General features: G+C 33.9%; 13 protein-coding genes and 1 other annotated feature. Of the genes, 8 read left to right on the top strand and 5 right to left on the bottom strand.

The features are described from left to right. Positions 1-73: 73 nt before the first annotated feature. The 3 genes from fabF to OEV98_RS02550 all read left to right on the top strand — a co-directional run bounded on the left by fabF (position 74) and on the right by OEV98_RS02550 (position 3,182). The gene (gene fabF, locus OEV98_RS02560) at positions 74-1,312 is read left to right on the top strand and encodes a beta-ketoacyl-ACP synthase II (RefSeq protein ID WP_263071601.1); all 1,239 of its coding nucleotides are present in this window, start codon (positions 74-76) and stop codon (positions 1,310-1,312) included. Positions 1,313-1,562: 250 nt separating this feature from the next. After that, complete coding sequence (locus tag OEV98_RS02555) at positions 1,563-2,297, top strand: DUF2268 domain-containing protein (RefSeq protein WP_263071599.1); 735 nt, start codon at positions 1,563-1,565, stop codon at positions 2,295-2,297. Between the two features lie 141 nt (positions 2,298-2,438). Further along, positions 2,439-3,182 carry a YjbA family protein gene (locus tag OEV98_RS02550; protein WP_263071597.1) on the top strand — a complete coding sequence of 248 codons (744 nt, stop codon included), beginning with the start codon at positions 2,439-2,441 and terminating at the stop codon, positions 3,180-3,182. A gap of 112 nt (positions 3,183-3,294) precedes the next feature. Here the strand turns inward: OEV98_RS02550 and OEV98_RS02545 are convergent, their stop codons facing one another. Both OEV98_RS02545 and OEV98_RS02540 read right to left on the bottom strand, forming a co-directional pair. Beyond that, complete coding sequence (locus tag OEV98_RS02545) at positions 3,295-4,782, bottom strand: sodium:solute symporter family protein (protein ID WP_263071595.1); 1,488 nt, start codon at positions 4,780-4,782, stop codon at positions 3,295-3,297. Position 4,783: 1 nt separating this feature from the next. Next, on the bottom strand, positions 4,784-4,960 hold the full coding sequence (locus OEV98_RS02540; protein WP_263071594.1) for a hypothetical protein: 177 nt from the start codon (positions 4,958-4,960) through the stop codon (positions 4,784-4,786). A 340-nt stretch (positions 4,961-5,300) separates the two neighbouring features. On the opposite strand from OEV98_RS02540, the gene sspO reads away from it, so the two are divergent. Further along, entirely contained in the window at positions 5,301-5,444 is a 144-nt protein-coding gene (sspO, locus tag OEV98_RS02535) for a small acid-soluble spore protein O (RefSeq protein WP_407676483.1), read from the top strand. A 74-nt stretch (positions 5,445-5,518) separates the two neighbouring features. Here the strand turns inward: sspO and trpS are convergent, their stop codons facing one another. Continuing rightward, a complete protein-coding gene (gene trpS / locus OEV98_RS02530; RefSeq protein ID WP_263071590.1) occupies positions 5,519-6,505 on the bottom strand; it encodes a tryptophan--tRNA ligase in 987 nt (328 codons plus the stop codon). Between the two features lie 65 nt (positions 6,506-6,570). Further along, positions 6,571-6,823, bottom strand: a binding site (T-box leader). A gap of 476 nt (positions 6,824-7,299) precedes the next feature. On the opposite strand from trpS, the gene spxA reads away from it, so the two are divergent. The 4 genes from spxA (at position 7,300) to pepF (ending at position 12,055) form a co-directional block, all read left to right on the top strand. Next, positions 7,300-7,695, top strand: coding sequence for a transcriptional regulator SpxA (spxA, locus tag OEV98_RS02525; protein ID WP_263071589.1), 396 nt, complete (start codon positions 7,300-7,302; stop codon positions 7,693-7,695). 372 nt (positions 7,696-8,067) lie between these two features. Then, the gene (mecA, locus tag OEV98_RS02520) at positions 8,068-8,736 is read left to right on the top strand and encodes an adaptor protein MecA (RefSeq protein ID WP_263071588.1); all 669 of its coding nucleotides are present in this window, start codon (positions 8,068-8,070) and stop codon (positions 8,734-8,736) included. 177 nt (positions 8,737-8,913) lie between these two features. Beyond that, positions 8,914-10,110 carry a competence protein CoiA gene (locus OEV98_RS02515; RefSeq protein WP_263071587.1) on the top strand — a complete coding sequence of 399 codons (1,197 nt, stop codon included), beginning with the start codon at positions 8,914-8,916 and terminating at the stop codon, positions 10,108-10,110. 121 nt (positions 10,111-10,231) lie between these two features. Next, positions 10,232-12,055: an oligoendopeptidase F gene (gene pepF, locus OEV98_RS02510; RefSeq protein WP_263071585.1), complete on the top strand. Its 1,824-nt coding sequence runs from the start codon at positions 10,232-10,234 to the stop codon at positions 12,053-12,055. A 621-nt stretch (positions 12,056-12,676) separates the two neighbouring features. Here pepF and OEV98_RS02505 read toward each other — a convergent pair. Continuing rightward, complete coding sequence (locus OEV98_RS02505) at positions 12,677-13,558, bottom strand: ClpXP adapter SpxH family protein (protein ID WP_263071584.1); 882 nt, start codon at positions 13,556-13,558, stop codon at positions 12,677-12,679. After that, a complete protein-coding gene (locus tag OEV98_RS02500) occupies positions 13,555-13,971 on the bottom strand; it encodes a globin domain-containing protein (protein WP_263071583.1) in 417 nt (138 codons plus the stop codon). The genes OEV98_RS02505 and OEV98_RS02500 overlap by 4 nt, the downstream gene beginning before the upstream one ends. Between the last annotated feature and the right edge of the window lie 58 nt (positions 13,972-14,029).

Raw genomic sequence — 14,029 nt, 5'->3', positions numbered from 1 at the left:
CATTTATCTCACTATGAATAACGAAAACAATATAAATTATCTGAACAAAATTTAAAAAGGAGATGAAAAAATAATGGAGAAGCGTAGGGTAGTTATTACAGGATTAGGTGCAGTTACACCTTTAGGCAATGATGTAGAATCAACTTGGGAAAATATCGTACAAGGTGTATCAGGTATTGGACCACTAACCCGTTTGAACTCCGATGATTATCCAGTAAAGGTTGCTGCAGAATTAAAGGATTTTAATGTAGAGAACTATATGGAGAGAAAAGACGCGCGGAAAATGGACCGGTTTACTCACTATGCGGTTGCAGCTTCCTTAATGGCGGTAAAAGATGCTAACTTAACAATCGATGATTCAAATGCTCCAAGAGTTGGCGTTTGGATTGGTTCGGGTATTGGTGGCCTTGAAACATTAGAAAATCAACATAAAATATTTTTGGAAAGAGGCTATCGAAGAGTTAGCCCATTCTTTGTACCGATGATGATTCCTGATATGGCTGCAGGACAAGTATCGATTACGCTAGGTGCAAAAGGAATTAATTCATGTACCGTTACCGCATGTGCGACAGGTACGAACTCCATTGGAGATGCATTCAAAGTAATCCAACGTGGAGATGCAGATGTAATGATTTCTGGAGGAACTGAAGCGCCGATTACATCCATGTCCGTAGCTGGCTTTTGCGCAAATACTGCTTTATCTACTAATCCAGATCCAAGCAAAGCAAGTCGCCCATTTGATCAAAATCGTGACGGTTTTGTTATTGGAGAAGGTGCAGGGATTGTTGTTCTCGAAGAATTAACACATGCACTAAATCGTGGAGCGAAAATTTACGCAGAGGTCGTAGGTTATGGCTCAACTGGAGATGCCTATCATATTACTGCTCCAGCACCAGAAGGAGAAGGTGGAGCGAGAGCGATGAAAATGGCATTAGATGATGCAGGTATTCTACCAACTCAAGTAGACTATATTAATGCCCATGGTACTAGTACAGATTATAATGATAAATTTGAAACAGCAGCAATTAAAACGGTTTTTGGTGAATATGCGTATCGTGTTCCAGTTAGTTCTACAAAATCAATGACTGGACATTTATTAGGTGCAGCAGGAGCGGTAGAAGCGATATTTTCTACTTTAGCTATTAGAGATAGCATCCTGCCACCAACAATAAATTATGAGACACCTGATCCAGAATGTGATTTAGATTATGTACCAAATGAAGCAAGAAGAAAACAAATAAATACAGTAATGAGTAACTCCCTTGGCTTTGGTGGACATAATGCTACATTAGTAATAAAGAAATATGAGTAATAATAATTGATTTATTTATTTGACTGGAAGACTTAAGCGTGCGATAAAATGGCATTCTTAGGTCTTTCTTTTTATTGTTTTACATCGAAAAACATCCCATTAACTATTCCTTATGTCACTTTTATGGAATCTAATGGAAAAACCTAGCAACACTAGCTTACTTTTACGTATATTATATAGAATCTGTGCATTCACTTATGCTTAAAGTAAAAGAGGTGTTGCATATGGGGTAGTAAGAACAGATAAATGGTTGGATGATAACTTTTATTCACCAGAAAAGATTTGTAAGCAATTAAAATCCGATTTTCGTGGGTGGAATGAAAACGAAATCTATTATAATTTAGTTAAAAAAGGAATGTATCGACCGAGTGGATTTACAAAAAAAATATTAGATCAGTTAAAAAAGCAAAGCATTTGGGAAATTGTTGAATCGTTAGAAAAAAAATACCGGAAGCTTTGGAATGGACCCGATATTCCAATATTTATTTTCCCGACGAATCAAACACTTTTCTCCGGAACAATAAATAAAAATGGCTTTACTTTTCCCGATAAGTTATTTTTATTTTTACCCGATATTGAGGAGAAGGAAGTCGAAGCATTATTTGTCCATGAATATCATCATGCATGTCGAATGAACAAATTAAACAAACCTTTGGAAGAATATACGCTATTAGATTCCCTCATAATGGAGGGACTGGCTGAGCAAGCGGTTTTATTACAATGTGGTCGGGAATATGTATCGAAATGGAATTATACTTATTCAGAAAATGAGCTAAACAAATACTGGGAAAAAAGCTTTTTACCAAATTTAAATATAAAAATTAGCAACCGAAAGCATGATGACTTACTATATGGGAAAGGTGTAGGGAAACCATTGTTAGGGTATGCAATGGGATATTATTTAGTGGAGCATTATAAAAAGTCAAACAGCATCTCCATACAAGAGACTCTTACACTACCAGCTGAAGCGTTTAAACGTACGTAGGTGAAGGAATCATATAAATAAAAGCGATAGCATTCACGAAATTTGTAAAAATATGAAAATGAAATCATTGTAGAAATAGGAATAAATTAACTCTCCAGAGACAATACTGTACACAAACAGTATTTAAGCGAGGGGTTTGAAATGATGTACTTACATGATGTATGGGTAAATTGGTTTGAAGGAGAAGAGAATGGCTATAATGTTTGCCATTTCCATGAATGGAGAAAAGAAGATACAATTGAATTACTAGATCAAGTACCTGTACTTAAAGTAACGTATGACTTATACCATTATATTGAAAATGATCTCGCAGATTTGCCAGAAGTGTTGTTAAATGATGTCTATCAAAAAGCATATGCAAGAAAAAACCATGAACGTATCCAATTAGAATATTGCTTTATTGTAACGGATGGAATTAGTATTTTAGCTGTAGATACTTTAGGGTATCAAATACCGATTCGAAAGAGCAGAATTATCCCAAGACAAGAGCAACTAGTGTACGATATGATTACGAATGAAGAGACTGTTGACTATTCATTTACGTTTCCACGAGATAAGGAATACCATATATTATCTCCAGAGCCAGCATTAATGATCGGGTTAACAAGGAAAGAACGCCAATTAAAAAAATTATTATTTATGGCATTAGATCATTTATATTCCTCTAAAAATACTGCACAAGTACGGTACTGGTATACTGAATGGGCACCTGAGAATTACTCATCCATCCGAACTAGCTCTTTTGAGGATGTATGGTCACGTTTATATCACGAAGTTAAAGATGGATGGACCTCTAAGCACGAAATTTTGTGTGAAGGGTTAATAAAAGGACAACCATTTTTCGAAAAACTGTGGGAGATGGAAAGAGGATCGAAGGTTAACTAATGCTTCTACTAGGAAATTGATAAACATGTATCAAAAAGGCCTATTGGTGAGGTGTATCCTAATCAAGCGGATAGATTCCGTTTGCCACACCCTCAAAATAGGCCATTTATCGTTATTTATAACTGTTCTTCCCTAGATGATTTGGTAATTCAGACTTAATATATGCTAAAAATTCACTCGCTTTTTTCTCTGGAGCTTTCGTAAATAAGCTAACAACGATAAATAAAATAGTTGAAATGGATAATCCCCATATTCCCGATGCTAGACCAAATGGTTTTACTTTAACTAATTCTAATATGATGACGATTACCCCACCTACGATAACACTAGTAATTACGCCAGCTGCCGTTCCCCTTTTCCAAAAGAATGTTCCGATTATAGCTGGGACAACGACAAGTAATCCTGCTGATGATGCTACAGATAATACGGCAATTAAATCTACCTGTAACATCGCAAATAGAAAGGCAAGAATGGCGATGATTGGTATAACAATTTTCCCTACGCGTAATTGGAGTTCATCACTCGCTCGTCGATTCATGTTTCCAAAAACATCTCTCGCAAAAAGAGAGGACAGTGTTAAGAGTATAGAGTCAATGGTTGAAATCGCAGCTGCCATAATCCCAACCATTACGATCACTGCTAACACTGGATGAACAACTCCTGATGATAATAAAGATGGTGTTGCTAAATCAGCTGTTGCTAAGTCTGGAAATTTTAAAGCAGATGAAAAACCCCAAGTAACAGCGACGAGGGTGTAAATAAAACCGAATAGTAAAAATCCCATTAACATTTTGCGCAAGCTCTTCATAGAATCTGGCATAAATAATCGTTGACTAACCTGTGGATTAGAAAGACTAAAGAAGAACCATGGTAATGTTAATCCTAAAAAGGTTGGAAAACTGAAATAGCCATTTCCTGGAACTTGTAATAATTCTGCATGATTATCTTCCAGTGTATGGAAAAATCCACTAAAACCACCTAAACTGTGGATGATAATCAATACGACAATAGTCGATGTAATAATCATAAATAATGCTTGTAAGGAATCAGTCCATGCAACCGAACGTATTCCAGCAACATAGGAAAAGATAATAGCAAAAGCAGTTGCAATAATTACTCCTGTCGTAAACGAAATTGCATTGTTGGTCATTCCGCTAATGAGGTAACCTATTCCCGACAGCTGAACGGCACTGTAGGGGATTAAAAATATACAACTAGTTATAGAAACAACTAGTGCTACCATTTTATTGTCGTAGCGATCGCCTAACATTTCGGAAGGTGTAACATAACCATATTTTTTTCCAACCAACCAAAATCTTGGTCCGAAAAATGCCACCAAGGAAACACCCATTAAATAAATTAATTCAAACCCTAACGCTCCAACACCGCCAGAATAGGTTAAGCCTGCTAAACCTACTAACATAAATGCACTATAGGTAGTTGCACTATAGCTTAAGGAAGAAACAAAACCACCTAATTTACGATCACCGAGAAAATAGCTGACCATGTTAGTTTGTTTACCTGATCTTGATAAATATGCAACATAAAGAGAAATGAGTAGATAGATTATAATTCCCCACCAAACCATACTTTCTGTCATATTATTTACCCCAATCCTTCGTCATGAAAAAATTAATCCCTATTATTCCTACTGTAAGTACAATCCAAAACAGAAAACTACCGTACCAAGCCGCTACATTTGTCAGCAATGTATAAGGAATGATGTATGCTAACAAAATAATAGCGAAAATGAGAACTGCCCATTTTTTTTCGCTCATTTTCAAGAAATCCCCCCAGAATATTTACATTCATTTACTTTATGTATTGGATTGGAAATTTCATGGCTATAAAGGAGAAATAAGATTGCTAGCTAATTCACAATCGAGATTAAAAAAGATTGTTTTTCTTATAAAATATCCCAATCCAAAACCATTTTTATCATAACAAATTATGTTTATTTTAGCTATATTCTATTACTTTTAGCTAAACCTTTTCATAAGCAAACATAACAGGAGCTGTATCAACGTTTATTTTTCTCCAATAATCTATTTACATACTCCGTGCAAAAAAGTAAAAGCTAAATTTGGAGGTGGCAAGATGTCAAAGGAAAATAAAAAAATGAACAAACAATTAACAAAGGATTATAGTGATAAACAGGCAGTAGTACAGGAGCAATCTAGACATTTCGATCATGAATTTGCAAATGAACCATTATCTGCAACTGAAAAATACAATAATAAAAAAACGAAAAAACGTCAGTAGGGGTAGCAAATGAGAATAGCTATTCCTACACATAAAAAAGGATGGTATTTAATTACCATCCTAAAATTTTTATATTATCTTTTTCTTCCTAATCCCATTGCTTTCTCCATTTTTTTAACCATCTTGCCAGCTACTTGGTTCGCTTTTGCAGCACCAGCGTCTAAAATCGAGTTTAATTCCTCCGATTCTAATAATTGATAATATCTTTCTTGAATTGGTTTAAGCACGCCAACTACTACATTCGCTAAATCTGCTTTGAAATCTCCGTAACCTTTTCCAGTATATTTATTTTCAATTTCTTCTATTGATTGGTTACTAAAAATCGAATAAATCGTAAGTAGGTTCGAAATACCAGGTTTATTTACTTTATCATATTTAACAATGCCCTCTGAATCTGTAACAGCACTCTTAATTTTCTTTTCAATTTGCTTTGGATCATCAAGCATTGAGATGAAGCCCTTTTGATTTGGATCCGATTTACTCATTTTTTTTGTTGGCTCTTGGAGGGACATTATTCGAGCACCAACTTTAGGTACTTTAATATCTGGAATAGTCAATATATCATTGTATTTTTTATTGAAGCGTTCTGCTAAATCGCGTGTCAATTCTAGATGTTGCTTTTGGTCCTCTCCGACTGGTACTAAATTTGTACTATATAGTAAGATATCTGCAGCCATTAAAGGTGGGTAAGTTAATAATCCAGCGGAAACGGCTTCTTTTCCTGCAGATTTATCTTTAAATTGTGTCATTCTTTCTAATTCCCCAATATAGGAAATACATTGTAACATCCAGGCAGCCTGTGCATGGGCAGGAACCTCTGATTGGATAAATAATGTTGCTTTGTTTGGATCAATTCCACAGGCTAAATATAGAGCGGCAAGACTGCGAATATTTTTTCGTAATGTTTGTGGATCTTGTGCTACTGTAATTGCATGCTGGTCAACGATACAAAAATAACAATTATAGTCGTTTTGTAGCTCAACAAATTGTGTCATAGCTCCGATATAATTTCCGATTGTAATGGTTCCGCTTGGTTGAATACCTGAAAAGATTGTTTGCATTGTAATTACACTCCTTTTTCGTAATTAGTGGTCGGAAATAAAAACAACCATTCTTCCCACCAAAAATTAGGGACGAATGGTTGTTAATCCGCGGTACCACCCTAGTTACCATAAAGGTCACTCGAATATCCTAATAACGTAAGGATTTCACGCTAAAGCCTAATGAGCTTCAAAAAAGGCTGATTTGAAACAGCTTTTTTGTAGTCCGTTCAGTTTAGACTCAAAAGTCCATTCCACTTATCTTGACGTTTGTTTTCACCAACCACAAACTCTCTAAAGGACAAAGATAGGTGTACTACTCTTTCTCATCGATTTTATCCATATATACTTATCCATATTATAAAAAAAGCGCAAGGAGAAATCAACCGCAATAAAATTTTTTCATAAAAAGGGCAGAAGGTTGCTTTTTCCTTTCAATTTCGATCTTTTTAATTGTATGCGCTTTATTTTCAATGAAAATTCCTAATTGAAAAAGTTTCATTTCGTCAAAAAAAGGGTATAGATAGATTGCTCCATTTTATATAATATTTTTCATTCGAGTGCTCTTGAAAAAATTAGTATTGCTTTTTATTTAAAGAGACCTTGATAAATATAGTATTATGCATTTTCCGAAAAGACTTATTCAACTACAGAAAAAAATAAGTAAATTATTTTAAAATATATATCAAATACGAATCAAATCATGTATAATTAAATATATAAATTCCTACATTAAATTAATTTTAATATAAGAATCAAATGTTAAATTTTTAACTTATTATATAGACACAAACTTAAAAGGAGTGATAACGATAATGGTTACATTGTATACAGCACCTAGTTGTACCTCATGTCGGAAGGCAAGGGCTTGGTTAGAGGAACATGAAATACCATTTAAAGAAAGAAATATATTTTCAGAACCTCTTACAATGGAAGAAATTAAAGAAATCTTTCGTATGACGGAAGATGGGACAGATGAAATTATTTCTACTCGTTCAAAAACCTTCCAGAAGCTGGATGTCAATCTAGAGTTACTGCCTTTACAAGAATTGTTTAAATTAATTCAAGAAAATCCAGGGTTATTACGCCGTCCGATTATTATTGATGAAAAACGTTTGCAAGTTGGATATAATGAAGATGAAATTCGTCGTTTCCTTCCAAGAAAAGTTCGGACATATCAATTAAGGGAAGCGCAAAAACTTGTTAACTAGTTTATGTCAAATTGCTTTACTGTTTATTCATTTCGTTATATAATAATTTTCAACCAACAACCTTCATGCTTAAGTTGCGTGAAGGTTTTTTACTAAATACGCATATAGTTATAATAGATACGTTGGAATAAATACATTCTCCATATGGAAAAGTAAATATCATACTAATTGCCAACTTTTCCATAGGTTGTTTTCTTATTTTCATAAGAATGGATGTTAATTTATTTCCCTTCTGTTATCTTTTGTCATAAAATATGAAAGAAGGCATACACTATATTTTACTTTTGTGTATGTATCAAGCATGACAGAATTTTGGTACGACCAAAGGGAGTATTCCCTTCAAATATTCCGTGAAGAAGGGAGATTTGCCAAATGGAAATTGAACGTATTAATGAAAATACGGTTAAATTCTTCATATCTTATGTTGATGTAGAAGAAAGAGGATTTGATCGGGATGAAATATGGTACAATCGGGAAAAAAGTGAAGAGCTTTTTTGGGAAATGATGGATGAAGTTCATGAGGAAGAAGACTTTACGGTTGATGGTCCACTGTGGATTCAAGTGCAAGCATTAGAAAAAGGATTAGAAGTGGTTGTTACGAGAGCTCCATTCCCGTATAAAGATGGTCGGTTCGAATTTCCTTTCCCTGAAGATAAATTAAAGGATCTTACAGTGGATGAGAGATTTGAAGAGTTATTGGATCATCATTTCCATTATAAAGACACGGTGGAAGAAGAATTAGAGGAAGAGGATTCCATCTCGTTTATGACGTATTTTAACGATTTTGAGGATGTTCTTTCTTTAGCTAATTTAAATTGGCCAGCACATACCGTAACAAAATTATATTCCTGTGATAATAAATATTATTTTTATATGGAATTTCCGTTTGAATATTTTACTGAAGAAGATATTGATAATGTAATTAGCGTTGTATTGGAATATGGATTGGAATCGCAAAGAACAATCCATTATTTACAAGAATACGGAAAAGAAGTAATTTCTGAAAATGTTTTAGAAGTTCTTACAAAATACTTTAAATAATTGAAAAAGCGATTTTTTCACAATATTGCTTTCGTTAAATTACCGGTTTCTATAGTTGAAATCGGTTTTTTTTATTTATTAACACAGGGTGAAAATGAAATTTTTGCATTTTGACGAATCCTTATCGACACTATAATATCGAGTAAAGAGATTACTTAGTAGGAGGAATGAAGTTCATTGTTTATTGCAAAAAACCATTCAGGAGAACTTATCTCCTTGATTAGTAAATCATCCGAATCGATCAATATGCTGAAAAAGGAGGGGCCATTTTATTGTCCAGCATGTCAGGAGGAAGTAATATTAAAAATTGGCATGAAAAAACTTAGCCATTTCGCGCATAAACATTCCTGTCCCATTAAACCAGAAGGCGAATCCTATACACATTTATTAGGAAAGCTATTTTTGTATCAATGGCTGAATAAACAAGGAATTGATGCAATATTAGAACAATATTTACCATCAATTTCCCAACGTCCAGACGTTTTTGTTCGGTTAAACGACATTCCAGTTGCAGTGGAATTTCAATCTTCCGTGATTCCGCTTATTGATTTAGAAAAACGGACAAATAATTATTTGCAGCATGGGATAATGCCACTTTGGATTATTCATCAAAGGCAAATAACAGTGAAAAACCAAATAATTGCTTTAAGTGATTTTATTGGATATTTCATCCAAACATTTCATTCTACACAAGGCTACATACTCACATTAGACCCCGAAAGAAGACTATTTTTCACCTATACAAATATTATTCCAATTTCAACAAATCGTGCCTATACGATTCAAAAACAACATCGTTTTGCCAATTCTTTTAAAGATCTAATCGGAAATAACATATTTCCCCAATATTTTTACCATCCGTGGATTCAATCAATCGAAAGCTGGCTAAAAAATTGTATTATCAGTCCTGACGCAAGGAAAAATGCATTTCTCCAATTTCTGTATGTTAATCGAATACATCCGTTAGAGCTACCCCCAGAGATTGGCGTCCCAGTACCGGAAATGTATTACATCAAAACACCACCACTGGAATGGCAAGCATATCTATGGGTAGCCTTTCTATGGGATAAACCAGTAAATAGTAAATTTCATTTATCAAGTATTCGGGCGTATATTTATCATAAGATGAAAAATTATATTGTGTGGAGGCAATTAGCTACTCTGATTGGAAACGAAAATATGAGGCCATTTGTCCATTATTTACAATTTCTCACGAAAACCGGACATTTAAAAAAAGAGGGGGATACATTCATTGTAAGAAAATCAGGTAAGTTAATAGATAAGCCGAATATATGTAGGGAACCTTTAAGAAACGATTTTTTTCGTCGGTATAAAGGTGTATTAATCAGAAGTTTTCTGTTGACGGATGAATAGAATAAGTTTATTTTAAAAGATAACAATATATTTTTCGTTCTAATGAAAATTTTCTATCAGTATAGATTTTTTTATTATTTTGGGGAATATATTATACAGATGAAAGAATGGAGGAATAGGTATGTCTAATGAAACAACGGTAAAAAAGCTACCTACAAGAAGTGAAATTAAAGTAGAAGATACTTGGAGATTAGAAGATATTTTTGTAACGGATGAAGCTTGGGAACAAGAATATGAAGCAATTAAATCATTGCTACCGAAAGCAGAGCAATATCAAGGAAAGCTAGGAGAGAGTGCAGAGCTATTATATGAAGCACTTCAATATCAGGATGAAGTGTTATCACGACTTGGAAAACTTTATACATATGCACATATGCGTTATGACCAAGATACAACGAATTCGTTTTATCAAGGTTTAAACGATCGTGCTCGCAGTTTATACACTTCAGCAGCAAGCAGCTTTGCATTTGTTGTTCCAGAATTGTTATCCATTGATGAAGAAAAGCTTAAACAATTTTTAGAGGAAAATAAAGAGTTGAAACTATATGAACATGCAATTGAAGAAATTAATTTACAACGTCCACACGTACTAACTGCAGAATTAGAATCTGTTTTAGCACAAGCAGCCGATGTAATGGGTGCATCCAGCAATACTTTTGGAATGTTGAATAATGCAGATCTTCAATTTCCATCGATTAAGGATGAAAATGGGGAAGAAGTAGAGGTTACCCATGGACGTTATTCACGGTTTTTAGAAAGCTCCGATCGTCGTGTTCGTCAAGATGCATTCAAAGCAGTATATGATACATATGGTAAATTCCGTAATACTTTTGCAAGTACTTTAGTAGGACAAGTGAAAAGAGATAATTTTAATGCGAAAGTAAGAAATTATAAATCTGCAAGACATGCTGCACTTTCGAACAATAATATACCAGAAGAAGTGTATGAAAATCTTGTAAACACGATTAACAACAATCTACACCTATTGCATCGCTATGTGTCTTTACGCAAGAAAGTGTTAGGTGTGGACGAAATTCATATGTATGATCTTTATACTCCGCTAGTGAAAGATGTAAAGATGGAAGTTACCTATGAAGAAGCTAAGGATTTAGTATTAAAAGGCTTAGCACCATTAGGTGAGGAATATTTATCCGTATTGAAAACAGGCTTCGAAAATCGCTGGGTAGATGTTCATGAAAATAAAGGGAAACGTAGTGGCGCATATTCTTCAGGATCATATGGAACAAATCCATATATTTTAATGAACTGGCAGGATAATGTAAATAATTTATTTACTCTTGCACATGAATTTGGCCATTCGGTGCATAGCTACTATACTAGAAACAATCAGCCGTATCCATATGGTGATTATTCTATTTTCGTGGCAGAGGTTGCATCTACCTGCAATGAAAATATTTTAAATGATTATTTGTTAAACACTTTAGAGGATCCGAAAAAACGTTTGTACTTGTTAAACCATTATTTAGAAACATTCCGCGGTACTATTTTCCGTCAAACAATGTTTGCTGAATTTGAACATGATATCCATGTTCGTGCGCAAAATGGCGAAGCTCTTACAGCAGAGTTATTAACGAAGCTTTATTATGATTTAAATAAAAAATATTTCGGTAAAGATATAGTTGTGGACGAAGAAATTGGCCTAGAATGGGCACGTATCCCACATTTCTATTACAATTATTATGTCTATCAATATGCCACTGGATTAAGTGCTTCTACTGCGTTAAGTAAGCAAATTTTAGAAGAGGGTGCACCTGCAGTTGAACGATATATTGGTTATTTGAAATCAGGTAGCTCCGATTATCCAATTGAAGTATTGAAAAAAGCTGGAGTAGACATGACAAGCTCCAAACCAATTGAAGATGCTTGTAAAGTATTTGAAGAAAAATTAACAGAAATGGAACAACTATTGGCTGAACTATCCTAAGTCAATGGAATAAAAATAAGGCTGATTTTATCAGCCTTATTTTTTTAACCCTTTAAATCGGTTTCGATTATTTGAATAGAAAATAAACAAAAACAATGAAAGAATCAAAATTCCAGAAGTAATCGATAGCGGATAAATATTTAATATCCCAAATATATGTATAATAAAGGCGATGACAATAAACAAAAGCAATAATATAAATAGCATGGTATGACCATCCTTCATCAAGCAAGTGTATATTTCATTTTATGTACAAACAGGGATAATATGATACTATAAGAAATACGAGTCAATCATACAATGCATATTAAAACAGTTAGTACCTACTAATAAACAAAAAAAGTAGAACGTTTGGAAAACAATCCAAATTTATGTAAACATGTTACGGAATTGTGAAACATTGAATAATCTCTTGCTTAGAATGAAAAATCATGTTATTATTTAGGTGTGAAGTTATTCACAAGCAAACATATACCCCTTTGTTTGACCGTGAAAATTTCTCCCATCCCCTTTGTTCGTAACATATAAGAAGGTTCAGTGGACTACCCATCTACTGAACCTTCTTTGTTTTTATTAGAAATGCCAAAAGAAAAACAGCCTGTTAACAGACTGCTTTATGATTTACATATTATTTCCAGTAAAGCACCAAAAGGTTCCATAGCTTGATTTAATTTTGTCCACTTCCTGGCGAAGCATTAATTTCTTCATTTCCATTTCCACTTGGAGTGGGGACCAATTATAAACAAAAGCAATTTCATCCGTTGTTAAAAAATGATAATGTTGGATAAAAGATAATAATGGCGGTAACGGATGCTTTAATGGTTTTTTACCAAGAATTTCAGACATAATCTCAATATAAATCTCATATGGATTTACCCCAGCTACCTTAATTCCAGCTTCTTCGACATTATTATTAAAAAAAACAATGGTTGGGATTTCTGTAACATCCATCTCATTCGTAATTTTCAAATCACATTGGAATGCATGGGAAGTACTTACAGAATGGATATCTTTAATGAATTCCTCGACATCCAAATCAGCTTCTTTTGCACAGTTTATTAATGTATGAACTTCGGTAATATTCATATTTTTAAAGAAAAGATATTCTTGCAGCTTTCTTAAAAATCTTACGCCAGCTCTTCTACCTTGCAATTCTGCAGCTTTTATTGAAATAGAAGCCAAAAATGGGGACGACAAATTTACTTCTGTTAGAATATCATTACAATCAATACATTCCCGACTAATCGTTTTATCGGTTGATTTTGATGTGGACTTACAATTTCTCGTTTTTGTCGTAAGCTGGTTTAACCGTGTAAGCTTTCCTGCTAATACATACGTCAATGTAAAATAATGACCGAACTCTATTTGTAATTTTTTGATGATTGGTTCAAGCGACCAACAATCCGTGCATAACGGATCAATAAATAAATAGAGTTCTAAAGGTTTATTTTCATTATTTGCAAACTTGGAAAATTTTACCTTATATTTATTTTTGTCTATCACTGAACTTCACCTTTTTCATTTTGTTCTTCATATTCATCAGGGCTATTGATCATATGGTGGGCAGTAATGACAAGTCTTGAATATAATTCCTCTCGCTCAGCTCCTGTTAATTCAACCTCATCCATTGCCTCTCTCATGCAATTGAGCCAGCTTTCTGCACGCTTTGGTGTAATAGGAAATGGTAGATGACGAGCTCTTAACCTTGGATGTCCATGTTCACTCGTATATAAAGGAGGTCCGCCTAAAAATTGTGTTAAAAATTGAGTCTGTTTTCGTGCTGTTTCTGTTAAATCCTTTGGGAAAATTGGTGCTAAATCAGGATGCTGACCAACCCGATGATAAAAAGCATTTACTAATTGACGTAATTTATTTTCACCAATTTTTTCGTATTGAGAAATATATTTGTTTTCCATTCGGATAACTCCCTTAACGTACTATGGATTTATTTTATCAACGGATTGCATATATCTC

The organism is Perspicuibacillus lycopersici (assembly GCF_025660475.1).
Taxonomy (GTDB): Bacteria; Bacillota; Bacilli; order Bacillales; family Caldibacillaceae; genus Perspicuibacillus; species Perspicuibacillus lycopersici.
Note: the sequence above shows the minus strand (reverse complement) of the source record. Positions and strands in the feature narration are given on the sequence as shown.

What these genes read in the sequence shown, in the direction of transcription:
- fabF (WP_263071601.1), top strand. Translation starts at nt 74, where the DNA reads ATGGAGAAGCGTAGGGTAGTTATTACAGGATTAGGTGCAGTTACACCT.
- OEV98_RS02550 (WP_263071597.1), top strand. Translation starts at nt 2,439, where the DNA reads ATGATGTACTTACATGATGTATGGGTAAATTGGTTTGAAGGAGAAGAG.
- OEV98_RS02545 (WP_263071595.1), bottom strand. Translation starts at nt 4,782, where the DNA reads ATGACAGAAAGTATGGTTTGGTGGGGAATTATAATCTATCTACTCATT.
- OEV98_RS02540 (WP_263071594.1), bottom strand. Translation starts at nt 4,960, where the DNA reads ATGAGCGAAAAAAAATGGGCAGTTCTCATTTTCGCTATTATTTTGTTA.
- sspO (WP_407676483.1), top strand. Translation starts at nt 5,301, where the DNA reads ATGAACAAACAATTAACAAAGGATTATAGTGATAAACAGGCAGTAGTA.
- trpS (WP_263071590.1), bottom strand. Translation starts at nt 6,505, where the DNA reads ATGCAAACAATCTTTTCAGGTATTCAACCAAGCGGAACCATTACAATC.
- spxA (WP_263071589.1), top strand. Translation starts at nt 7,300, where the DNA reads ATGGTTACATTGTATACAGCACCTAGTTGTACCTCATGTCGGAAGGCA.
- mecA (WP_263071588.1), top strand. Translation starts at nt 8,068, where the DNA reads ATGGAAATTGAACGTATTAATGAAAATACGGTTAAATTCTTCATATCT.
- pepF (WP_263071585.1), top strand. Translation starts at nt 10,232, where the DNA reads ATGTCTAATGAAACAACGGTAAAAAAGCTACCTACAAGAAGTGAAATT.
- OEV98_RS02500 (WP_263071583.1), bottom strand. Translation starts at nt 13,971, where the DNA reads ATGGAAAACAAATATATTTCTCAATACGAAAAAATTGGTGAAAATAAA.